The organism is uncultured Rummeliibacillus sp. (assembly GCF_934216135.1).
Classification (GTDB): Bacteria; Bacillota; Bacilli; order Bacillales_A; family Planococcaceae; genus Rummeliibacillus.
This window is the reverse complement of sequence record NZ_CAKQBI010000036.1, coordinates 1-23,628: the sequence shown is the minus strand read 5'-3', so window position 1 is coordinate 23,628 and position 23,628 is coordinate 1. Positions and strand designations below refer to the sequence as shown.

15 protein-coding genes and 1 pseudogene are annotated in these 23,628 nt (G+C 30.3%); 13 read left to right on the top strand and 3 right to left on the bottom strand.

Annotated features, from left to right (window positions below):
• The first annotated feature begins 577 nt into the window (after window positions 1–577).
• The 11 genes from Q0977_RS15905 to Q0977_RS15855 all read left to right on the top strand — a co-directional run bounded on the left by Q0977_RS15905 (window position 578) and on the right by Q0977_RS15855 (window position 15,589).
• Window positions 578–790, top strand: coding sequence for a hypothetical protein (locus tag Q0977_RS15905; RefSeq protein ID WP_299515704.1), 213 nt, complete (start codon window positions 578–580; stop codon window positions 788–790).
• Window positions 791–1,216: 426 nt separating this feature from the next.
• Entirely contained in the window at window positions 1,217–1,555 is a 339-nt protein-coding gene (locus Q0977_RS15900) for a helix-turn-helix domain-containing protein (RefSeq protein WP_299515703.1), read from the top strand.
• A gap of 826 nt (window positions 1,556–2,381) precedes the next feature.
• Window positions 2,382–2,882 carry a hypothetical protein gene (locus Q0977_RS15895; RefSeq protein WP_299515702.1) on the top strand — a complete coding sequence of 167 codons (501 nt, stop codon included), beginning with the start codon at window positions 2,382–2,384 and terminating at the stop codon, window positions 2,880–2,882.
• 356 nt (window positions 2,883–3,238) lie between these two features.
• Entirely contained in the window at window positions 3,239–3,865 is a 627-nt protein-coding gene (locus Q0977_RS15890; RefSeq protein WP_299515701.1) for a recombinase family protein, read from the top strand.
• 48 nt (window positions 3,866–3,913) lie between these two features.
• Window positions 3,914–5,320, top strand: coding sequence for a HEPN domain-containing protein (locus Q0977_RS15885; protein WP_299515700.1), 1,407 nt, complete (start codon window positions 3,914–3,916; stop codon window positions 5,318–5,320).
• Between the two features lie 275 nt (window positions 5,321–5,595).
• Window positions 5,596–8,070 (top strand): ATP-binding protein, encoded by a 2,475-nt coding sequence (locus Q0977_RS15880; RefSeq protein ID WP_299515698.1) that lies wholly within the window; start codon window positions 5,596–5,598, stop codon window positions 8,068–8,070.
• Window positions 8,071–8,516: 446 nt separating this feature from the next.
• On the top strand, window positions 8,517–9,785 hold the full coding sequence (locus Q0977_RS15875; protein ID WP_299515697.1) for an HNH endonuclease: 1,269 nt from the start codon (window positions 8,517–8,519) through the stop codon (window positions 9,783–9,785).
• Window positions 9,786–10,361: 576 nt separating this feature from the next.
• Window positions 10,362–11,081 (top strand): hypothetical protein, encoded by a 720-nt coding sequence (locus Q0977_RS15870; protein WP_299515695.1) that lies wholly within the window; start codon window positions 10,362–10,364, stop codon window positions 11,079–11,081.
• 258 nt (window positions 11,082–11,339) lie between these two features.
• On the top strand, window positions 11,340–12,167 hold the full coding sequence (locus Q0977_RS15865) for a hypothetical protein (protein WP_299515694.1): 828 nt from the start codon (window positions 11,340–11,342) through the stop codon (window positions 12,165–12,167).
• Window positions 12,168–12,204: 37 nt separating this feature from the next.
• A complete protein-coding gene (locus tag Q0977_RS15860; protein WP_299515693.1) occupies window positions 12,205–14,715 on the top strand; it encodes a DEAD/DEAH box helicase family protein in 2,511 nt (836 codons plus the stop codon).
• 532 nt (window positions 14,716–15,247) lie between these two features.
• Entirely contained in the window at window positions 15,248–15,589 is a 342-nt protein-coding gene (locus Q0977_RS15855; protein ID WP_299515691.1) for a helix-turn-helix domain-containing protein, read from the top strand.
• A gap of 297 nt (window positions 15,590–15,886) precedes the next feature.
• Here Q0977_RS15855 and Q0977_RS15850 read toward each other — a convergent pair whose 3' ends face one another.
• From Q0977_RS15850 to Q0977_RS15840, 3 genes are all read right to left on the bottom strand, one after another.
• Window positions 15,887–16,657: a PD-(D/E)XK nuclease family protein gene (locus Q0977_RS15850; protein ID WP_299515690.1), complete on the bottom strand. Its 771-nt coding sequence runs from the start codon at window positions 16,655–16,657 to the stop codon at window positions 15,887–15,889.
• An 11-nt stretch (window positions 16,658–16,668) separates the two neighbouring features.
• Window positions 16,669–19,221 carry a UvrD-helicase domain-containing protein gene (locus Q0977_RS15845; RefSeq protein WP_299515689.1) on the bottom strand — a complete coding sequence of 851 codons (2,553 nt, stop codon included), beginning with the start codon at window positions 19,219–19,221 and terminating at the stop codon, window positions 16,669–16,671.
• 974 nt (window positions 19,222–20,195) lie between these two features.
• Entirely contained in the window at window positions 20,196–21,314 is a 1,119-nt protein-coding gene (locus Q0977_RS15840) for a glycosyltransferase family 4 protein (RefSeq protein ID WP_119415534.1), read from the bottom strand.
• Between the two features lie 141 nt (window positions 21,315–21,455).
• Between Q0977_RS15840 and Q0977_RS15835 the strand changes: the two genes are divergently transcribed.
• Together Q0977_RS15835 and Q0977_RS15830 are read left to right on the top strand one after the other, a co-directional pair.
• Window positions 21,456–22,532 carry a glycosyltransferase gene (locus Q0977_RS15835; RefSeq protein WP_299515685.1) on the top strand — a complete coding sequence of 359 codons (1,077 nt, stop codon included), beginning with the start codon at window positions 21,456–21,458 and terminating at the stop codon, window positions 22,530–22,532.
• Window positions 22,533–22,594: 62 nt separating this feature from the next.
• Window positions 22,595–23,628: pseudogene (locus Q0977_RS15830) on the top strand (hypothetical protein); the annotation flags it as partial.

Sequence of the window (23,628 nt, the reverse complement as noted above, 5' to 3'; positions counted from 1 at the left end):
TGTGGAACACTCAAAAATGGAGGTTGCGCAGAACAAAACTTAACTTTTGTGTGTCCAGAAACTTGACGTAGATCCAAATAATAAGAAAAGGTTTTAATGTTTTAAATTTTGGTGCTTTAAGTAATACTATCTATTAAACATAACCTATTTTGATGTAAATAATTAATACTAATTCCTTTGAAACAATGATGGATATTAAAGATATCTGTAATAGACTTATAAGCAGGCAAATGTTAACCTTCTTTTTAGGATACAATGAGGACATCTAACGTTATAAAAAAGGTGGATTAAGTGGCTTTTAATCGTAACAAACAAAGTTCTAATGTAAATAAAAAGGAAATGGCTAAATAATAATTAGGGGAATATTAACAATTTTTAAATGAATTAGGAGAAAAACTATATAATTTTCTCCTTTTTATTATGCTTAACATAAGCAATAACTAGGGTTGGGAGCCCATAATAGGCTTGAAACTAGAGAATGTTAGAAGTATAAAAAATAGAGTGTAAAAACATTTTGTGAGGACAAACATTATAATAAATCATAATAATAACAAAGTAGTGAAGGGGGATGAAGAAAGTGGAACCAAAATGGTTGGTCGAGTGTTGGGGAGATTTTAATATTGAGTATGGGACAGATTTATTTTATACAAAGAGAGATGCTGAGCAATATTTTAAAAAGATAAGGAAGCAATTGGATAGTAGTAAGTACATAATAACCAGAGATAGAATTATTGATATCCAGGATGATGGCAATATCGTATGTATTACTGATTTAGATGATATTTATTAGTGGTAGCTAATTAGCTATCACTTTTTTATTTTTTACAACAGAGTTTGATTTAGTAGGTGAAAAATAAAGAGAGAAAAAAACTTAATGACTGCAACGTGAAGATTCTTTGGTTATTTGGTTTTTACTTATAACAACATTTTGCTAAAGTGTAATATTTATTATATACATCATAATAATATATTAATTAACTATTGTAATAAAATTGTATTGACTATTGTAATTGTATTATTTGTTAATTAATTAAAATATTTAAAGTATAAATGACATGGTATATGATAGTAAAGCTAAAAGGATGCTACTGTTTAATAAAGAAAGCCTTAATAAGAGTAAATAATATGTTATAAAAATATTTTGAATCAATAGAATATAAATGAACAACAACATAGCAGCTACTTTTAGCATTATTTTTTTAGGAGGAGTGGTCTTATGACGATAGAAGATAAAATACAAAATGTTATATTAACAAAACGTAAAGAGCTGGGCTGGACACGAGAACAGTTGGGGGCAAGATTAGGGGTATCATCAAGTTACATCTATAGATTAGAAAGAGGGGACAGAAATAATCCTTCTACCAAAGTATTATTGGGATTGTGTGAGCTATTTAATTTATCACCAAATGAAATAACTGATGTAGATAATTTACATGAAAATTATTATCTAATGGATAAACGAAAAATCGAAGAATATAATCAACTGAAGGAATTTATTTTGGGGATAGATGTTGATAAAATAAAAAAATTGCAAGATTTGTTGAAAAGTAAGTGAATCTCAACACACATAGAAAGTAGCGTTTAAGAAAAGAAGAGAGTTAATCTCTTCTTTTTTTTTGTATCTAAAGTACAATTCTAAATAGAGGTTGGAATTATGAAATATAGGACTATACCAATGAAAGATGTTTCTGTCGTATCAGACATACATGGACATTATAATGAATTAGTAAAACTCATGGAATGCAGCTAACGTATGAAAATTTATCCGTAAATAATCGATTTTTTTAAAAGTCTACCTGTTTATGTAGGAATGGCTGAATATTTGTTTGTGTATGTAGGAATTAACTCTTTTAATCAAACTAGTCAGAATCAAGCAAATCAGATATGTTGCGGATTGAATTAGCGAGGTTTTTTTATGTGTCAAATAATGCTGATTAAGAATTGCTATTTGGTCATACACCCATATTAAAATAAGAGGTAATAATGACTCTTCAATATGGCAAAGTGGAGATGGATTGATAGGGATTGATGGAGGAATAGGCTTTGAAAAACAGTTAATTGGATTTTATATAGTGAGGTAAATATGATGAAAGAATTTAATGTGTGTCAGCTACTAATTGTAAAAAATAGTTTAATACGGGTAACAAATTATAATTTTTTGTTCAAAACCACCTATAGGTGAACTTTATTATAGTCTTTAGTTATTGCTACATTAAACCTTACCTAAATATTGTCTTCAACCAATATCACAAGTATATCTTGATTTCGCGCTTTAAGAGATGACTATATTCAAATACTAAAGTCTTTTCTAGTCAATTTTAATAATTTAAAAGAAATAGGGCATACTTATAACGAATTAAGATAAAGGAGTGAACAATATTATGGGGAAAAGTGGTTTTATAGTAATTGGGATGAATGAAAAATTTGATAAAACAAATAGTGGAAATATTTTACCCAGATGCTTGGATAAATATATTCAAACAGCTTTACAAAAGCACAAGGAAGAAAGAAAGGAACCAAAAGCTTTTGTGAAAAATGTATCAGAAATTGAAAAAACAGTTTTTGATAAGTTAATATTTCCAGAAATCTGTAAGTATGAAAATTGTCCTTGGGTGCTGCATTTTCATTTTGATAACCCAGACGAAATCAATAATATGGAAGTTGAACAAATTATTAAGGCTATTTCGAGCTTAGCTCTGTTCACATTGGAAATCAGAATATCTCCTTATAGAAATAGTATGGACGATTTAATCCAGAATTCATATATTTTCCCTGGATATCATGTTAATCCTTATGAAGATGAGGAAATTTATGTATCTTTGGAAATTTCGATGGATTTTTATCTTTCATGTCAGGCTGTAAAACAAGAATTAAATATATAGAGAAAAGTTTCATATTATTGTAAATGCTCAAAAGAAACATTGAATATTACATGTCGCTCTTATCAAATTTAGTAAGAGAATAAAATCAAGAGTATTACGGGAAAAATGAACATTAAAATTCATAATGAGAACTGTATAGTTTTTCAAACTATACAGTTCTTTTGACATTGCTCTATGTGTGTAAAAAAGGTAAAGGTTTAGAGGATACTTTTTGTTTTATCATTCTCTTTAAATTATATGGCTAAAATCATCCTAAAAAACATGCGATGAATTTATGGGATATCTAAAATAGTTGATATACCTTTTTCAAACACTAAGCTACTCTAAATAGAAGTAATAGTATTTGGAGGATTTATATGACAAGTAAAACGTTTGCGTATGTCAGAGTTTCGAGTAAAGAACAGCATATTGATAGACAAATTGATACTATGCGGGCATTAGGGATTGATGAAAGAGATATTTTCATAGATAAGTTGAGTGGTAAGAATATTGATAGACCTCAATACCAATTACTTAAAGCGGTAGTTAGAGAAGGTGATACAGTAGTATTTGATAGTATTACAAGATTATCTAGAAATATGGATGATATAAAAAAAGAATATGCTTGGTTTAATCACAATATTATTAACTTGAAATTCATAAAAGAACCCATGCTTAATACATCTAATAATACTAGCGATGTAATGCGTAAGGCTATTAACGATATTATCCTGACTATACTAGGGGCTTTTGCGCAAAGAGAAAGAGAAGAAATAAAACAAAGGCAGAGAGAGGGGATTGAAGCAGCAAGAAAAAGAGGAAAGCACCTAGGTAGACCAAAAGCGCAATTAACAGAGAAACAAGTAAAGCAATTTAACCAGTTATATCCAACTTGGAAGAAGGGAAAAATGACTGCAGTAGCAATGATGCAAGAAATGGGATTAAAAAGAAACACTTTTTATAACAAAGTAAAGTTATACGAAAAACAATTACAAACCAAGTAGGTAATAAATATTGAATATAAATGACCTAATAAGGAGAGTGGTAAAAAATTGAATAAAATAATTTCACTAATCAAAAATAAAGAATCATTCCATCTCGCCGTTAATCTTCTAAAAATTCAAAGTGATGGTAGTGAAGAATATATACCAGGAACTTTAATTTTTGAAGAGAAAGAGTTGCATTTGGTAACAAGAGGTAGGTTTCCTAATAGGAAGAATGATTTCGATAATGAGGAAGAAGAAATTAGAATTATTGGTGTATCAAGTAGTGAAAAATTTGTAGCTATTAATCCTTTGTTAGTTGGCAGTGGATTTTCAAGCTCAGGCATTTCAACAAGTAAATTTTTTATTCCAGAAATGCTCATAAATACAGATTATAAGTCTAATATTGTATATAACAGTTGTAGTATTGAATTATCTAATTTTCCTATGTGGTTAGGTATAAAGAAACTCTTGCATACTTATTCTGAAGAGCCCGAATTTTTTTTGAAAGTAAATCAAATTGATAAATTAAAATATCAATTTAATATAGATGGAGAATTTGTAAATCTAGAATTTATTCCTACTTTTACCCCAAATGAAAATGGATTTGAACAACTAGAGATTCGGTATAGAACCTTAATAAATATAGAACCTTCATCTCCCAAAAATAAATATTGGTTTAATGAAATAGTTCAAAAAATAACTGATTTATTTACTCTATTGATAGGTGTTCCAATTGAAGTGTCCTACCATAATTTCCATATTGATGATAAACCTACAATTCAATATTACCGTCGAGGATATACTGATACAAACTACGAAATGTTAAGTGATAGAAGGCAAATGCTTTTTCCTTACAATACAATTCATCAGCACTTACCACAATTAATAGAAAATTGGTTCAATATTGTAAGGGATAAGGCCAAATACAAAATAATAAGGTTATTAATATCAAATTTTTATTTGAGACAATACGAAGAAAGTATTTTTCTGAATTATATGCAAGGGATTGAAGGCTACCACAGATTATTCTATGGTGGTGGATATATTGATGAAAAAAAGTATGCAAAGGATAAAAAGAAGATAAATAATTTTATTAATAAGGAAATGGAAGACTGGAGTATAGAATTAAAAAAAGCCGTAAAAGACAGAATAATTTATGGTTATGAATATTCTTTGAACTATAGATTAGAAGAATTAATGGAGAAATTAGACAAAAGAATAATTGATATACTTTTCGATGATGGGGAAGTAGCTCTTTTTATCAAAGAAGTAAAGAATCTAAGGAATCAACTAACACATCCAAATCCAAAGAAAAGTAATCAAGTAGAAATTGGTCATATTTCCACATTAAATACACAATTAAAGATTTTATTCATGATATTCATTTATATTGAACTTGAAATTTCTAGTGATGATATTGTAACCGCTTTTACAAGTAGTACTAAGTATAGATATCAACTGAGGAATAAATGAGATAATTATTTAGAAAATGAATACTTACATCTATTATTAATATCTGAACAGGTAAAAAAAGTATTTGAGCTAATCATTCTACACTTCTTTAGTAGTTATATTGTTAAGTTTTGTTTTCTCCTTCGTCTGAGAAAACTTTTTCATTTACACTACAATGGGAGTTTATCCTTACGTTGAGTTAGAAAAACTAAAATCTTATCGTAGTTTAAAATAAATTTAAAAGAGAGAGAAATTCAAAACATTAACTTGTTATAAAAAAGAATTGAGGGATTATATTGATTGATGAAACTATATTGATGAAAGAATTGAAGAATAAGGATACTAGATTTCATTCAGTGATTTTGAAAATTTATGAAGAAGTAGAGTCATTGTTGAATTCTAGAATTGCACAAGTATTTCCTACTTATACACAACATGATGTAGGGCATTCTGTCAGAATAATAAAGCATATAGAGAAAATAATACCTAATATAGATGATTTGAATTCTTTAGAAATTACTATAATAACACTGTCTGCATTATTACATGACGTAGGAATGGCTGCCAGTGATGAGGAGATTAAAAAAATTAAGCAAGGAGAAACAATCTATAACAATATTGATTATAAAAGTTTATTGGAAATTTCCAATTTCAATGAAATTGAAGCAACTCAAGAATATATAAGGAAAGTTCATGCAGAAAGGTCTGCGAATTTCATCAAAGAAAATTTAAAAGATAAATTAGTGATTCCAGGAATGCCTAATAAATCTTTTTCTGAGATTTTAGCTTTGATATGCAAGTCACATACTGAAGATATAATGTGGGTTAAAAATAATCTAGATAAAGAATATGTGATAGGTAAATATAAACTAATTCCTCAATTTTACGCAGTTTTATTAAGGTTAGGAGATATTTTAGATTTTGATGGTACAAGGACACCAAGAAGATTATATAATGCAATAAATCCAACTGGTTACAGTAAAGAAGAATGGGAGCAGCACTTTGACATAGATAATACTGAAAAGGTCTTTGAAGATTCCAAGGGAAAAAAGTCAATTCAATTTTATGGAAAATGTTCAGAGCCTAAAATACATAGAAAAGTTCTAAGTTATCTAGATTGGGTTAATCAAGAAATAATTAATGCAATCGAATTAACTAAAGATTTTGATGAATTTCATAGGTTAGAACTCTATCCTAAAGTAATCGATAATATTAAGTCAGAAAATTATTCGATTGTTGATTTAAAATTTCAAATGAATTATAGAAATACTGTTGAATTCTTAATGGGTGAATCTTTATATGGCGATAAAAAAATAGGTTTAAGAGAATTGGTTCAAAACTCTATTGATGCTTGTCTACTTTTAAAAGAGATAAAGTCCAAAGATATTGAGAATTCCTATGAAGAATATCAACCTAAAATTCATATTATTATTGATAAAGAAAGTAATATGGTTAAAGTAAAAGATAATGGAATTGGAATGAACATATATTCTTTAAAGAAGTATTTTTTAGAAGTAGGCTCATCTTATTTTAAATCACAAGAATTCTTATTAAGCGGTTATCAATATAAACCCATTGGAAACTATGGTATAGGTTTCTTGGCTAGCTTTATGTTAAGCGATTCTTTAAAAGTTAGAACAAGAGATTATAAAGATAATAAGCTTATAGAAGTTGATATTTATAAAGATAATGAATATGTTTCAATTAAGGAGCAAAATAATACGACCTTTAATGGAACAGAAATAATATTAAATTATGAACAATTTTTTAATGTTTTTGAAAGTTCTTCTGAAGTTGAAAAATATTTAAAGGAGAGTTTTTTAATCAAAGATTTTCAGCTTAGTATAGATACTGTTGGTAAAGGTAAAATTCAAATAGAGTCTAATGAAGAAGAACATAAAGTGGAAATTAATCTTTCTAAATATTTAGAAGGAATTGATGTTACTTTATATCTATTAAAACCCTTGGAACCTATTCTTATTGAGTACTTAAATGAGGTGAAGAGAGAGGAAATTTCATACTGTTTTGATGGAGTAAAAGTAAAATCTATAAAAGAAAAAAAAATACCTTTAAAAAATTATTTATTTAAAAATCAGCTAAAATTAATATCCTTCATGGCTATAGAAGACTCAACTGATTTAGAAGAAGTTATTGCAGCTGAAGAGTATATTGATGATATTGAAACCTACTATAGAGAAAATTATGTAGATGAAGATATTAGTATAGCTATTTTGCCAAGTATAGAGTATAAAAAATTCCCAAAAGATTTAATTAGAATAAATGAAATTATAGAGGGGCTAAGGTTTGAAGACTTAGAGGATTTTGATGATTTTTATCATGACAATTCATTCGGAACGTTTTTTTATGATTATAAATTAAATTTTTTTGGTATTGATGGTATAGATAAATATTTAGAATTTAATTTGTTTAGAAGTAGCTCTAAAACAACTGAGTTCTTTGTAAGAAACGTTTTTATTAAGAATTCAAAACTGAATTTTGAAAATAGTATATTCTTTGGAAAGAATAGAATGCAATTTAAATTGAATATATATAATAAATTGATTATTCCTAATGTAGCGAGAAATGAACTATTAAAATCTGATATTACATTGTTAAGTAATTCTATTCAACAAGCATTGTATTTATACATGTTAGAGGAAATGAAGAATCCAATAGAAAAAATGGTTTTCAAAGAGTTTATAAAAAAATTTCATAGATACGAAAATAGTTTGCTTAAAGAAGAATTCAAATTAAAGATAAAAAATTTATAATTAGCAATATTAGATTAGGGTAACACCACTTGCACGTTGAACGAATAATTAGTTCGCTAGTATCTATGGAATGGAAATCAGGTGGCATTTTAGTGGGAATTCCCATATGAACTCTACAAATGTCAGATAAAGTGTATGATTATTGAGAAGAACATTTCGAAGAGGCTATATTGACTACTTTCAGTCTGTTCCTAAAGAAATTGAAACTAATTTTCAAGCTGAGTTTGCAACCAAAACATTTAATGGATATTTAACATAAGCCATATCTAAAACCAAAAAAATAATAGGGAAAAACTTTGTGTTCTAATAGTTATTTATGTAACAAGTTCCATAATTTTACCTATCGAAACAGAAGTAAACAATTTACAAAATTCATTGTTTAATTAAATGTTAAGGTACTCGGTAAAATGAAATTAATAATAATTTATTAAGTGGAGGTAATCCTAATGCCAGCAATCAACCAAAAAGAATTAGAAATTCAATTTCATAAGGACATGTTAAATATTTATGAAAGTGCTAGAAAAATAGGTTACAACGCTTCAAGGTTTAAGCAGATAGTAGCAAATAATGGCGGACTTAATGTAGCAAAGAAATTTATAAAAAATAACACGCCATCTGATGGATTCACAAACTTATGGCAACTAGGAAGATTAGATTTAACCGTTGAAGCATTAGTTCTAAAAGAGGCATATAAATCTCTTTTTTCTCAAGAGGAGAGACAAGTTGTATTAGATAGGCTGAAAGAATATAAATTCGAAGTGAAAAGTGAAAGTGATTTAATGAAAGAGAGTAAAGTTATTCAATTAAAATCAGTTGTCCCAGCTATAAGACTGTTGCCAATGTCGGAAAGCGACCCTGAATTTACTGGAAATTCAATAGAAGATTTGCATGAATGGTTTATTAATGAATTACCCTATAGAAAATATAATTTTAAAAAAGGAATGAATGCAGAACCAGGTACTTTAGTTTTGTTTCAATATAAAGGTCATCTAATTGCTTCTGCCATTCTTGAAGAAAAGATTATGTATAAAGAGGAGATAGAGGGAGGATACAAAGGAGCATATTATTTTAATCCCACAACTATAGCGATATTTGACCCAGTTACTTCCGATGAAATGAGAAATATTTGGAATAGTTTTAAAGGATTTAATCAGTCTTTGCAAGAATTAGATGTGAGCCAGTACGAATTATTGTGCAAACTTCTTTTGAGTAAAAATATAAGATACATTTTTAATAATAAGACTGATGAAGAATCTTTTCAAAAAGAAATGGAAAAAACAAAGATTAACAATATAGAAAGTGTAATTGATAAACCAAAAGAAATAAATGTTACTTATATAACAACTTCAATGACTAAATGGAAAAGAAATCCTATGATTTCAAGAATGGCAATAATATTAGCAGAATATAAGTGTGAATATGACAAATTACATATGTTTTTTACATCAGATAGAACAGGGGAAAATTATGTTGAAGCACATCATCTAGTTCCAATGGAGTTTCAAGACCAATTTGATAATAGTTTAGATGTAGAAGCAAATATTATATCATTGTGCCCACTTTGCCATAAAAAAATCCATCATGCTACTAAAGAAGAAATAGAACCGATAATAAGAGAATTATATTTAAAAAGGAAAGAAAGATTAAAAAATTGTAACATTAACTTAGAGTTTGGAGAGTTAATGAAAATGTACAAAAAATTTGAGGAAGAATAAGTAATTTTACAATATTACGAGTTGTTTGAACAAACAGCATTTAAAATTTTCTCTTTGATGTTTTTTTCTGAATTTCGAAGATGATGTTTTGGATATAGACATTATAAAAATATAAAAAGGTAACTTGGAGTGCGACTTTAGCGGTGAACATGATAATTTTCGTAAATCGAGCTCTTAGCGGGCTTTTGGCATGGTACTCGCTTCAGTAAATCCGCAGCATTCTGTAATTGCAATTGTAATACTAAATGGTATATGCTTTTTTCGTATTTCCATATAAGCTTAGTTCTTCATTTTTATATTCAATAAAAAGAAATTCCGAGCCTTTTTCTGCAACTCTATACATTTCGTTAGAATCAAGGCGTTATGAGGCGCCAGCTCTTTCAATGTAAAAAAATTTGGCATCAACGTCGCTTTTGTCTTCTGAAATAATTTAGTACTCTAATGAAAATAATTTTATTTTGCCTCAAAAATTTATTTGCTCGAACCTTTGCTCGAACCATATAAGGTAGATATTTTGTCATAGGAGTAATACACTAAATATAGATGAAAATTAGGCAAAAAGAAAGGGGAATGTATATGAATAAAACTTTAGAGTTAAAAGGAGTTGCTAAAGCAGCAAGAGAATTTAATAACTGGGAGGGGTGTGCTCGAATTTTTATAGATTTAAGCGACGGGAAAGTATGGACAAACGTTTACGCTTCAGGTAATGAATTTAGTAAATACCATTCAAAATATATTTATGAAGTATATAATAAAACATCAATGATGGAACAATGGAAAAAGATTTCTAGAGAGAAGCTAGAAAACATTTGCCATGATTATATAGATGAAGATTCTAATAAAACTAAAAAATATAACAAAGTATTTTTGAATATTCAAATTGAACAGGTTCCAAGCAAGGAGTACTCAAAGCGTATACATAATTATAAACTTAGTTCTAAAACAATTGGAATTGCCGAAATTAATCAAAAAGAATCTGAACAAGTTATCTTTGAAGAAATACCTCTTTTAGGTTTATTCACTTTTAATGGAGATTTTAGTAGATTTCGTTATGACCTTAGTCACCATATTGAATATTTATTGGAAGAGTACATAACAACAGTAAAAGAATGTAATTTATTTTTTAAACCTATAAATAAAAAAACAATACCATATCAAATCTTAAAAGAACTATTTAAAGATATTAAAGAGGATTTAGAGAAAAGCCTAGAAAAACCATCTTCTTTTGATGTTAATTTTATTTTAAATACTAAAACTGGTAATATAAAAAGTGAGATAATATGCAATAATGGATAATGCGATTAACATATTGATTATGTGAATAAATATGAATGGTATAAATAATTAAATTTTCAATGGTATAATTAACAGGTAAGCCTACTTCTAATAAAGAAGTAGGCTATTTATTTTATCAAAAGTGGTATTATACTGAATATTAGTACTTTTATGTATGAATTCTTTACTATTTTAAAACCTTTCGATTGTATTATTCTAAAAATAATTAGGAATTTGGTACACACATAAGTTTAGAAAGAAATAAAGGGATGTGACAAAATGCTTTCTCTCGAAGAATATATTTCAAAAAGAAAAAGAGAAGATAAAATAAATGAATATGATATTGATGCCAGAATGGATAACATGCGAATCTGTGTGAATTATGTTTTTGAATATTTTAATCAGTATTTAAATATTGAAGAAATGGAACAAAAGACATTTTTAAACGAAGAACGATTAGTAAAGTTCAGAAATCAACTAGAAATGTATGATAATGAAATTCAGGAATGGTTAGTTAATATTTATGATGTACATGAAAAGCATATCCATCGCTCTATAATAAGTTTTCTCAAAAAGGATGAACTATTTTTTCTTTACAATAAAGATGAGGAATTTAGGAGTTGTTCTTATGATGCTTATGCTCAGCTAATAAAAAAGAACTCATTTTTAAAAGGTCAAACAGAAATGTTATTCCTTTTTATAAAAGATTACCATAGGATTCAAAGTGAAATAGAAATAAATACCCCTTCAGTGTTTTTAGCCGAAGAAATCAACGAGTGGTTAGAAAAGACTTGGAATAAGTACAAAGTGAATATTTGGGCTTTTGCTTCAGATTATTTATCACGATTTTTTAATGATGATTCCTTATGGCCATTAAAACATAAAATAAAGAGCAACGAAGAGTTGACACCATATATGTATGATTACAAACAAAAAACAAACTTATTTAACCTTAATTCACTTTACACAAAAATTTCAAAAAAAACATTTATTAAGGGGAAAAAGCAATACCTTGAGATAATAATGATGTACATTTGGTTACATGAAATATGGGGGGATGAGAACTACTGGGAAGAGTATCGTAATAAGGTTGTTAATGCTTTGTAAAAGTAATTTCAGCAGTGATTAAAAGGAGTTTTAATGTGTGAAACAAATAGAAGAAGTCATATTACATATTAAAGAGGAAATTGGCCAACGAAAAAATAGAAAGCTAAATATGAAGTTACGGACTTTTCTTGACCAATTAGGATATAAGAGAAGAAATTCATTATTAATAGATAAGGTTAATCAATGTCTAGATAAAAATAGTCTTGCAATTATTGTGAAAAAGAAAGGATTAGAGTGGTCAGAATTAGATATTGACGAAAGAGTGACGTTTGAAATTATGGAAGGGGAGGGAAAAATAATGCAAAATTTAGTAGAAAGTAAATATGCAGGAATGATTAAGGTTAGTGAGGAAAGAAACCCTATAGAACTTTATTTACATCAGACTGAAGCGTTACAAGCACTAGACAAAAATATAACAAACAATCATGCAAATAGATTTTCAGGGCTATTAGTGATACCGACAGGGGGAGGAAAAACTCTAACTGCTGTACAATGGGTTCTAAGAAATGTAATAAATAATAACAAGAAGGTTTTATGGGTTGCTCATAGGCATGAATTATTAGAACAGGCACTTTCTGCGGTTAAAAAAAATTCTTTTTCAACTTTGCTTAGTAAGAGAAAAGAATTTAAATATAGAATAATATCTGGTCAACACGATAGACCTGTAAATATCAAAGAAGATGATGATTTTATTATTGCAAGTAAAGACAGTCTAAATAGAGGGATAAACTATTTAGTGAATAATTGGTTGAATTATAATGATGAAATATTTCTTGTAGTTGATGAAGCTCACCATGCAACTGCAAAAACTTATAGAAAATTAATTGATTTGTTAAATGAAAAGTCTAATAAATTAGGAATCTTAGGATTGACTGCAACTCCATTTAGAACTGCAGAAGTAGAAAAAGGATTATTGAAGAAAATTTTTAAGGATGACATTGTTTATAAAGTTGATTTAAGGACGCTTATTAGCCGAGGAATCCTTTCAGAGCCAATATTCAAAGAGTTAGAAACAGAAATTGATATGACGAAGGAATTAAGTGAACAGGATATAAAAAGAATTCAAGCGTTTGATAGTATTCCAGAAGACATTGCCAAGCATATTGCTGAAAATAAAGTGCGAAATAATAGGATTGTCCAAGAGTACATAGATAACAAAGATGAATATGGCAAACTTCTTGTATTTGCAGTAAACAAAATACATGCGATTGAACTAAATAAATTGTTCAATGAAAAAGGGATTGCATCTGAATATGTAATTTCATCAGAGCAACATATAGCAACTGGCGTTGATTTATCAAATGAGGCAAATAGAGAAAGAATTAGAAAGTTTAAAAATAATGAAATTGATGTTCTTATTAATGTAAATATTTTGACGGAGGGAACCGATTTACCTGATGTTCAAACGGTATTTCTAACGAGACCAACTATTTCAAGTATTCTGATGACACAGATGATTGGTAGGGCTTTAAGAGGAAAAAAAGCAGGTGGAACTGAAAAGGCGTATATTGTTAGCTTTATAGACGGATGGAAGAATAAAATCGCATGGGTAAATCCAGAAAAATTATATATAGAGGAAACAGCCACATGGGATGAAAATAATAAAGAAAACATAGGGAAACTGGCAAGGCTGATATCCATACAAAAAATCGAAGAATTTGTAAAAATCATAGACGAATCTATTGATACTACCAAATTAGAAAGTATAGATTTTATAAAAACAATTCCAATTGGTATTTATACATTTTCATTAATGATACCATCGGATCATGATGAAGACAGAATCAAAAACTGCGAAGTACTGGTTTATGACAGTACTCAAGAAGCATATCAGAAATTTATTGATGAATTACCTGTCTTCTTCGAAGTGAATCAGTTAAATGAAATTGAATTCTTTACCGAAGAACAGCTTGATGTTTTAGCCGAAAAAGTTGAAGAAGCTTATTTTACAGGCTTTGAAATGATTCCAGACTATAACAAGCAGGACATCAAAGATATTCTTAGTTACTTTGCTTTAAAAGGTATAGAACCATCATTCTTACAATTTAAAGATAGAGAGAAATTTGATATTTCAAATGTGGCTCAATTTATTTATGAAAATGAACTTGGTGGTAAGCGAAAGAAAGAATATTTGGATGAACTATGGGAAAAAGAAGAGAATTTCTTAAAAGTGTACTTCGGATATAACAAACTCTATTTTAGAAAATGTTTAGATAACGAGGTACTAAAATTAGAAGAACCTGATATTTACTCTATGTCATCTAAAGAATCTACTGTTATTCCAGAGATGATTCATATAAATAAGCTAACTCTCCACGAAATACAAAATATTAACCCACAATATTGGAGGCAACTAACAGATGCGGTATATGAAAGGTCAAAAGATGAAAATGGATTTTACACTTGCTCCATTTCAGGATTTAAGGCTAAAAGTAGATTATACTTCCAAGTGGACCATATCATACCTATGGCGAAAGGTGGTCTAACTGAATTAGAAAATCTTCAAGTTCTAAGAAGAGATATAAATAAATTAAAAAGCGATAAATAAAACCGAAGAAGAGCAGAAAGTAAAAATAAAGAGTCAATTAAAAAATTTATGTCCTCTTTAGGTATTAACGTTGGTATTGGTTTTGCGTTAAGATAAGTTTTTCGACAATTAGCGAAACTCTATCAGATGCAGGGACAGCATTTCTGGTGCAGTAGCAGCTGCAGAAACTATAGCGTTATGTGAATTTGGCATTGTATATTTTATTGAAAATCGATTTTTGAAGAACCAAGGCAAATTTCATAATCCAAAACTTGAGAAAAATAAAACGAAGAAATAACTAGCAAATCTTTATGAGCACATTAAGTGCTCTTTTTTATTTTATGTTAAAGTACTGAATTAATGGGTTAAGACTATGTAACTGAATATTATAAAAAAATCTTTTAGAGAATGAGTAGAACTATCTGTAAGTGGGTGCGAGATAAAAACATAAACGTTTTAGAATAACGAAATGATATAATAAATTTATATACGGCTAATGACAATGAGGGAGTTCATGACTCTTTTTAATAAATAAAGTAAAGAGGAGAAATATATGAAAGACCAAATATCTATAAAATTATTAGCGGACAAAGTTAGAGAAAAACGAGGAAATCGTACTCTACAAGACATTGAAAAAATAACTGGGATTAGTAGTTACTTCATTAATAGGATAGAAAACGGCAAATACATCCCTTCAGCTCCGCAACTTAATCAATTATTAGATAAGCTTCATATTAACATTAGTGAAATTCTTATCAATGAGGAGAAAAAAAATGTATTTTCAAAATTGTTGGATAAGGCTAATACAGAGCAAGAGCGTGAAGGTTTTGAAAAACTAATTAGTATGATGCTCTGTTTAAGAAAGTACGAACGATTAAGAGAATTAGATAGTTGAATTAGATATGGTTTCCAAAAGAGAATCCCATTTAGCATAAAAATTGGATTCTCTTTTATTATCCATTAGAAAGGAAAATTGGTAGTAGTATCTAAATAGACTAAAAATAAGAAATTGAACATTGATTAATTTGAGTAAGGGTATCAATATGAATTTTACAAATGTCAGAAAACAAGTCCAAAATAATATAAGGGAATGCTAAGAAGAAATTATGAATAAATGTCAGATGTTTACGGCGAGTCGGAGGTATAAATCCTTTTCGAAACTCCTGATTTAATACAGATAATGTTGATATATTTACTGTTTAAAGTACTTAACAATGTTGGAGGAATTTTTCCTACTTGCTTTTCCATTGTCTAAAATATAATTTTTAAAAGAAGGACATGAAAATCTACCATCACAGTTATCACAAACATGTTGTGCAAAGTTTTTATTTTGTCTCTTCTTCTTTTGAAGTTCTTCTTCATTAGGTGGGGAGAATTGTTGTTCTTCGATTTTATCAACAGTATCCCCGAATATTTGAAGTAATTCACTGGTACTATCTTTATCCACGGGTATTTCAATAAACGGGTTCCATTTTTTTAATTCTTCGTTAACTTTTTTCTCATCACCAGAATTCCAAGCTTCTTTAAGTGATTCAGTTTGTCCTGTTGCTATTATTGCCGCTTTTGCCATAGGGTCACCATATAAATCATAATACATCTTTGCATAAAGGTTTAATTGCCCCTTATACTTCTCAAGATTATCTTTTATATTATCTGGACTTTCAGTTTTAATGTCATACATATAAAAAGTATTTTCTGTACGTAACAAATCAACATTTCCTTTTACTGAATATTCACGACCTAGAGGAGACTTTTGCTTAGACAAGGTAAGAGTAAGTTCAGTATCTGTCACTTCGTTTGCAATTTCTTTCATTTTTCTCCAGTATTGTAAAATGTGTTGAAACGCAATTTTCTTTACCCTCGTACTTAATGCATGTCCTCCAGCCAATTTTAATTCTTCATAGTTATCATCAAACCATTCGCGAAGTTGAAGTTCCATATCGAAAAAAGCTTCTTCATTCATAATCATTTCTCCTAGTTAAAATTTTTTCGCTTAGAAATTAAGAAATTGTGTAAATCTTCAATAGTTCGATGAACAATAGAACCAAAAAGTATAGTCTGAGAACGAGAAGGGACAAATCCATATTCTCGATAGAGCATAAAATAACGTGGACATTGTTGATACAATAAAAAATCAGAAGTATATGAATATATTCTAGGTATATTCTTATTTGAAACTTTTGCTAAAGGTAAGGAAGCAATTTTGAATTCATGTAAAAAAGTAAGCTCATTATTTTGTCTTACTAATTCTTTGAAATTATCATCAACAACAATACCTCTACCTGAAAAATTGGGGATTATTAATAAATTCTCAGCTCTAGAGAGTGCAACATAAAACATACGAGTTAAATCGTATTTGAAGATTTTTTCTAGGGGTTCTCCATTTTTATTTGAAATATTTCTAACAATAGATTCAATTCTTGAGGGGGAACGCTTTTTTTTACCCGTTCCTCCTAAAATTACAACCGGGAATTCAAGTCCTTTTGATTGATGAATTGTTAGAAAAGGAATTCTACCTAATGGGAAGAGCCCATCTTTGACTTCTACTTCAGACTCTTCTAAAAGAAAGAGACCATATAAAAAGCTATTATAGAGAGTATTACTTAATCTGTTGTTAAAAAAATCTGCTCCTGTTACGATAGATTTTGTATTATCCATAAAACTAGATAAATAAAGAGTAATTCTTGCTAAATTAATTATGGACTCATTATCTGTTCCATCTTGAGCAGTTTGAAATGATTTATTAAATGCTTTGAATCCAACTAAGCGATAAAATAAGTCTAATAAGTTCCAATCTGTAGCTGTTACGCTACTAATTACATAATTAATGTTCTTTTCTTGTGGAGGATTTTTATTTTCTAAAAATTTAGAGGATTTAATCAGCGCTTTTTTTGTAGATTCTGAAATATCTTTTAAACTAGACAATAATTCGGACATTCTTGAAGGTATATAAGGCTCATTTACGTTTATTCCTCTTTCTTTCATTAACTGCATTAAAATTTGGTAATCTTTAGAGCGGATTTTTAAATCTATAGACATATCTTCGACGTAATGTTTTAAAGAAGGGTCTCTTGCAACTAATTTATTTGCCTCGGTTAAACATTCTCCAATCCAATTGTGGAATTTTTCAAAACGTCCTTTATAACCATTTTGTAAAGGTATTCCTAAAATTAGTGCGAATAGTCCGAATATAGCCTTGGCCTCCCAGCATTCAAGAAATCTCCCTGCTCTCGGAGCGTAAACTTGTAATCCTACAGCTTCGAGCGCTGCCTTCATAACTTGTACAAACTTCCCTTTCAATGATGGGAAAAGAAATGCAATTTCATTAGGATTATTAACTTTACCCGAATCTACAATTTCTTTAACGGTATTAGCAATTTCGGTTGCTACTGTTTCATAATTTCCTAATTGAGTTTTAAAAACAGCTGGACTACTATCTTGGTTATAAGCTTTTATTTCTTTATTTTCTATCCTATATTCTCCTTGCCCATCTTCTTTTGACCAGTTGGTCAGTTCGAAATAGGCTCTACAAAATTCAACAATTTGCTTTTTAGAACGGTAATTATCAATTAAATCTATTCTTTTTGGAATCAACTTTAAATATTGATTTATACGTGTTGGAAACTCAACAAAACAATCTACCGAACCTCCTCTAAAACGATATAAAGCTTGGTCGTCGTCTCCAACTACACAAATATTTCCAGTATTTTTTGATAATGAAAAAAATAATTTCTCTTGAATTAAATTTGTATCTTGGTATTCATCAATAATGACATAATCAAATCTAGGACTATCTGAAGAATTAACATTCTTTAAAGCTGCTTGTTGTAGAAAAGCGTAGTCGACTGAATTATTTACTTTTAATTCTTTGACATAAAGGTCATATAAAATACCAAATTGTTTTACATCATTCTCTTCGACTTCCACGAAAGATGATGAATCAATACACTCTTCAGTAAATCTATTGAACATCTCAATAAGTGCAATAGTAACATCATGTTTATTATATAGTTGTTTCTCAAGAGAAACTGCCAACCATTCTCTAAAATTTGATTCAGTCATGTTAAGTTTTTTGAGACATTTTTTTATGAATCTGTCTTTTATAAATAAATATTGACCTAGTTCATCAAGAAATTTTGGTAACTTATGTCTACGTCTATTTCTAGAAAAACTTCTATCTGTTAACAGCTTACGACATGAGGAATGTACAGTTCCAATGTACATCCCGGTGATATCATAGTTATCGCCAGTATACATAGAAATTTCTGTAAAAAGACTTTTAATTCCATAATCTAGTTCCTTTGCAGCTTTATTTGAAAAAGTTGCAACAAATATTTTTTCTGGTCTACAGCCCATAAAAAGGATTAAAAAAATGATTCTGAACAATAAAACTCGCGTTTTACCTGCCCCAGGTCCAGCTACTATATAAATAGGGCCATCAGATGATTCTATTGCTTCTCGTTGTTGAGTACTCGGGTTAAAATTAAAATGTTGATATACATCATCCATATTATTCAATGTAGGCAAATGTTTTCCTCCCTTTAAATACTAAATAAAAATCATATTGGAAATTCAATAAAATATTTATTGTAAAAAATGTTATTTAATCCATGTTTTCGCCGTTTATTTTATTTGCTTGAATTACAATACAATGTAATTTTCCGTAGAAGGTTAAAATTTATGCATGATTTTTAGTTGGTAATAATATGTAAAAACTTTTTCGGAAATGAAGGTTTAAAAAATAACATGAAGTTTTAAGTCAAAGAGTTTGGAAAATAGGGGAGTAAATAATAGAGTAGGTATTTTACTACGAATTAATGTAGAAAAATTTGGGAACATATTAATTGATAAAGTGCATATAACAAATTAATTACTAATCCCATATTCTCATTGATTGACAAGTATAGCATGTTTCGTTTTTTTAATAAGAGAAAGTATTATAATTTAAGTCTTTTTAATAAGTAAAAATATCCATAAATTTTACAAATGTCAGAAAATAAGTCCGAAGAAATAAAAGAATGCTAAGAAATTATGAATAAATGTCAGAGCTAAGCAGGAAGAAGATAGAGAATAGCAATAAAAAGGAATGAAAAAAATATGGGTTTAATAATAGAAGAGTCGGTGTTAAAATGGAACTGAAGATGAATAAGTACTAGGTACGTAAGAGCATCGACTCTCATAATGACAGTCAAGCGGTAATAAGACAGCTAAACGAAGAGTTCAGTTAAGATATGAATTTTCTGAATTTTTAAGTCGGTCGGGGGTTCGAATCCCTCCTGGGACATAATAAGGTTCTATAGAATGAATTGAACAAACTAAAAAGCGTTTCAAATCCTTTAATAATAAGGGTTTGAGGCGCTTTTGTTTTTTCAGTAAAAAGGATAAAAATGAAAGGTTATTACACATTTACTACACAACAATGTTGTAGAAAATGGTCTGCAGCCGTCGCTAATGGTATTCGATTTTGCACTGAGAGCTGCAATTCGCGTGTGAAGCAATCTTTAAAGTAAATCAGTTTTTTGTTCACTTCGTTCTTCACCTAATATATTTGCTATTTTAGCAATTAGGTGGTGCCAATTTAAGTTGTTCCTTGCAAAGTTTTGAATTTCCATACATGTTGTTTTAAACAATTCTTCCTGTTCTGATACCTCTTTAAGTGACTCACTAAAAAAAGGCCAATTGTAGATAGGATGGATTCTACCCCACTTTTGATTTTTCGTCATATCGATTGCACCATCTATATCAGTTAACATAAGATAACAACCATTTTTTGCGGCCTCAGCTAATACGTGTGCATGGCATTCTACTTTAGAGGTAAGACAGAAAATTTTAGCTTGTCTATATTCTTCTTCCAATTGACGTTTGTCAAATATGGGGCCTAAAATTTTCACTTGATTTGAGTAGGGACTTGCAGCAACAAAATTCATTAACTGTTCTTTAAATTGTTCCGACATAGCCCCAACTAAGCGAAGCTCCCAATCTGGAAGTTGTGCATTCAAAAAAGCATATACCGCCATCATTACTTGTTTATCTGGTGCATCTAATCTACCGACAGTTAAAATTATATTTTTTTTCTCACCATAAGACACCGCTTCTGTTGGAAAAAAATCATAATAACCATTTGGAATATGATGAATTTTCCTTTGAAATTTTTCCTCAAGTATTTTCACGATAGGGGAACATTCTGCTGATACAAAATCACAATGCTCAAATAGACGAATTAGATAATCAGGGGTGTTTACCACTAGACGATTTAACCAATAGCGGTTCATATCTAGTTTTAAATATGTTTTTCCATTTGGATGACTCGTTTTGTATGTGTCAAGTAACTGCAAATAAGAAGGATAAGCACCAAAAGCAAAGACAATATCGATTTCGTTCCCATGGTCATGTAAATATTGATTCATGTTTAGTTCATAATTATCTTGAAAGGAAATAAATTCAAAATTTATATTTGGAAAAGTTTCCTTTAGCTTTTCTTGATTTATTTCCGTCGTAATAAGAACATCATAGCCCAAATATTCCCCTAACAAGATAGGAATTAGGCAAATATCTTTAAAAATATATTGATCACCCAATGTGTGCCCATCCATACTTAGTAACGCAATTTTTTTCACCATTTTCTCCTCCTTAGTAGTATTTGTCTCCTTACAATATGAAAGGTTTCATGCACGAGTTACTTCTATTCATACGCCCTTTTTGTTATATCTCCTAAGCAAACTGATTTCTTCTACATATATATAATACGGGAGGGATATACAATGATTTCTATTAGTCTATGTATGATTGTAAAAAATGAAGAAGAAGTAATTGGACGTTGTCTTGAATCTGTAAAAGACCTCGTTGATGAAATTAATATTGTTGATACAGGTTCAACAGATAAAACAAAAGAAATTGTTAGTGAATTTACCGACAGGATTTTCGATTTTGAGTGGATTCATAATTTTGCAACAGCTAGAAATTTCTCTTTCCAGCAGGCAACAAAGGATTATATTCTCTGGATGGATGCTGATGATGTGTTCCTAGAACAAGATCAAGAAAAGCTTAAACAGTTAAAAAAAATGCTTTCTCCAGAAGTAGATGCTGTGTCAATGATTTATAACTTAGGATTTGATGATGATGGGAATGTTTCTGCACTTTTAAGAAGAAATCGATTAGCTAAAAGATCTAAAAACTTTCAGTGGGTTGGAGAAGTTCATGAATTCCTCGCTGTTCACGGAAATATATTTCAAAGTGACATAGCGGTTAGTCATCTTCCATTAAGCCATGATGAAAATCGAAACATCGAAATTTATAGGAAAATGTTAGACACCGGTAAAGAATTTACTCCAAGAGATATGTATTATTACGCTAATGAATTGGCAGATCATGGTGAATATCTTGAAGCAATTAAAAAATATGAAGAATTTTTAGAAACAAAACAAGGATGGATTGAAGACAATATTCGGGCTTGTTTTCGAATTGGTGATTGCTATTTAGAATTAAATGAGAAGGATAAAGCAATCAATGCAGCCTTAAGAACATTTTCCTATGACCTTCCTAGACCAGAAGCTTGTTGTCGAATTGGTTTCTATTATATGGAACAGAACAAAAATAACGAAGCAATATATTGGTATAAACACGCTCTTCTACACAGTGATAGTGTAGAATCTAGTCTAAGCTTACAAACTCCAGCTTTTTCAACTTGGCTTCCACATTTACAACTTTGCGTTCTTTACGATCGTTTAAAAGATTATAAAACTGCTTTTATGCATAATGAAATGGCAGGTAAGTATATACCTAACTCTGAAAAAGTCCTTTATAACAAAAAGTACTTTGAAAAAATACTTTTTAAATAGATTTATGTCCTTGTCACCTTTTAGTAAGCTGAATAGCTTAATACGAGGGAGGTGAGAAAAATATGAGTCCAAAAAAACATCATAGTCATAAACATTGTAGTAAGTGTCATCGTTCTCATTGTGATTGTGAACATCATCACAAACATGGCGATGATCATTGTAGAAGTTGTTATCCATCACCTTGTCACTGTGGAAAATGTCCAATACCCGGACCTCCTGGACCTCCTGGACCCCCAGGAAGACCTGGGCGACCTGGTCCTCCTGGTCGACCTGGCCCGACTGGATCGACTGGTGCAACTGGGTCTCCTGGAGTAACCGGCCCGACTGGACCTGGTACCGGTAACACAGGAGCAACAGGAGCAACCGGATCAACAGGCTCAACAGGAGCAACAGGAACAACAGGAGCAACGGGAGCAACCGGGCCAACCGGAGCAACCGGAGCAACAGGAACAACGGGAGCAACCGGAGTAACAGGAGCAACCGGAGTAACAGGTTCAACGGGAGCAACCGGAATAACAGGTTCAACGGGAGCAACCGGAATAACAGGTTCAACAGGAGCAACCGGAATAACAGGTTCAACCGGAGCAACTGGAACAACAGGTTCAACCGGAGCAACTGGAACAACAGGTTCAACCGGAACAACTGGAACAACCGGAATAACAGGTTCAACAGGAGCAACCGGCTCAACGGGAGCAACCGGAGCAACGGGAGCAACCGGCTCAACGGGAGCAACCGGAACAACGGGAGCAACCGGCTCAACGGGAGCAACCGGAACAACGGGAGCAACCGGCTCAACGGGAGCAACAGGAGCAACAGGAGCAACCGGCTCAACGGGAGCAACAGGAGCAACAGGAGCAACCGGCTCAACGGGAGCAACAGGTTCAACGGGAGTAACAGGAGCAACAGGAACAACAGGTTCAACGGGAGTAACAGGAGCAACAGGAACAACAGGTTCAACCGGAGTAACAGGTTCAACCGGAGCAACCGGCTCAACGGGAGCAACCGGAGCAACAGGACGCACTGGATCAACGGGGCCAACCGGACCTAGAGGTGCAACAGGCGAGGAAGGCGATACTGGACCTAGAGGTGCTACAGG

Excerpts from the sequence above, each read along its gene's own strand:
- Q0977_RS15900 (WP_299515703.1), top strand. The coding sequence starts at position 1,217 with ATGACGATAGAAGATAAAATACAAAATGTTATATTAACAAAACGTAAA.
- Q0977_RS15895 (WP_299515702.1), top strand. The coding sequence starts at position 2,382 with ATGGGGAAAAGTGGTTTTATAGTAATTGGGATGAATGAAAAATTTGAT.
- Q0977_RS15890 (WP_299515701.1), top strand. The coding sequence starts at position 3,239 with ATGACAAGTAAAACGTTTGCGTATGTCAGAGTTTCGAGTAAAGAACAG.
- Q0977_RS15875 (WP_299515697.1), top strand. The coding sequence starts at position 8,517 with ATGCCAGCAATCAACCAAAAAGAATTAGAAATTCAATTTCATAAGGAC.
- Q0977_RS15870 (WP_299515695.1), top strand. The coding sequence starts at position 10,362 with ATGAATAAAACTTTAGAGTTAAAAGGAGTTGCTAAAGCAGCAAGAGAA.
- Q0977_RS15865 (WP_299515694.1), top strand. The coding sequence starts at position 11,340 with ATGCTTTCTCTCGAAGAATATATTTCAAAAAGAAAAAGAGAAGATAAA.
- Q0977_RS15855 (WP_299515691.1), top strand. The coding sequence starts at position 15,248 with ATGAAAGACCAAATATCTATAAAATTATTAGCGGACAAAGTTAGAGAA.
- Q0977_RS15850 (WP_299515690.1), bottom strand. The coding sequence starts at position 16,657 with ATGAATGAAGAAGCTTTTTTCGATATGGAACTTCAACTTCGCGAATGG.
- Q0977_RS15840 (WP_119415534.1), bottom strand. The coding sequence starts at position 21,314 with ATGGTGAAAAAAATTGCGTTACTAAGTATGGATGGGCACACATTGGGT.
- Q0977_RS15835 (WP_299515685.1), top strand. The coding sequence starts at position 21,456 with ATGATTTCTATTAGTCTATGTATGATTGTAAAAAATGAAGAAGAAGTA.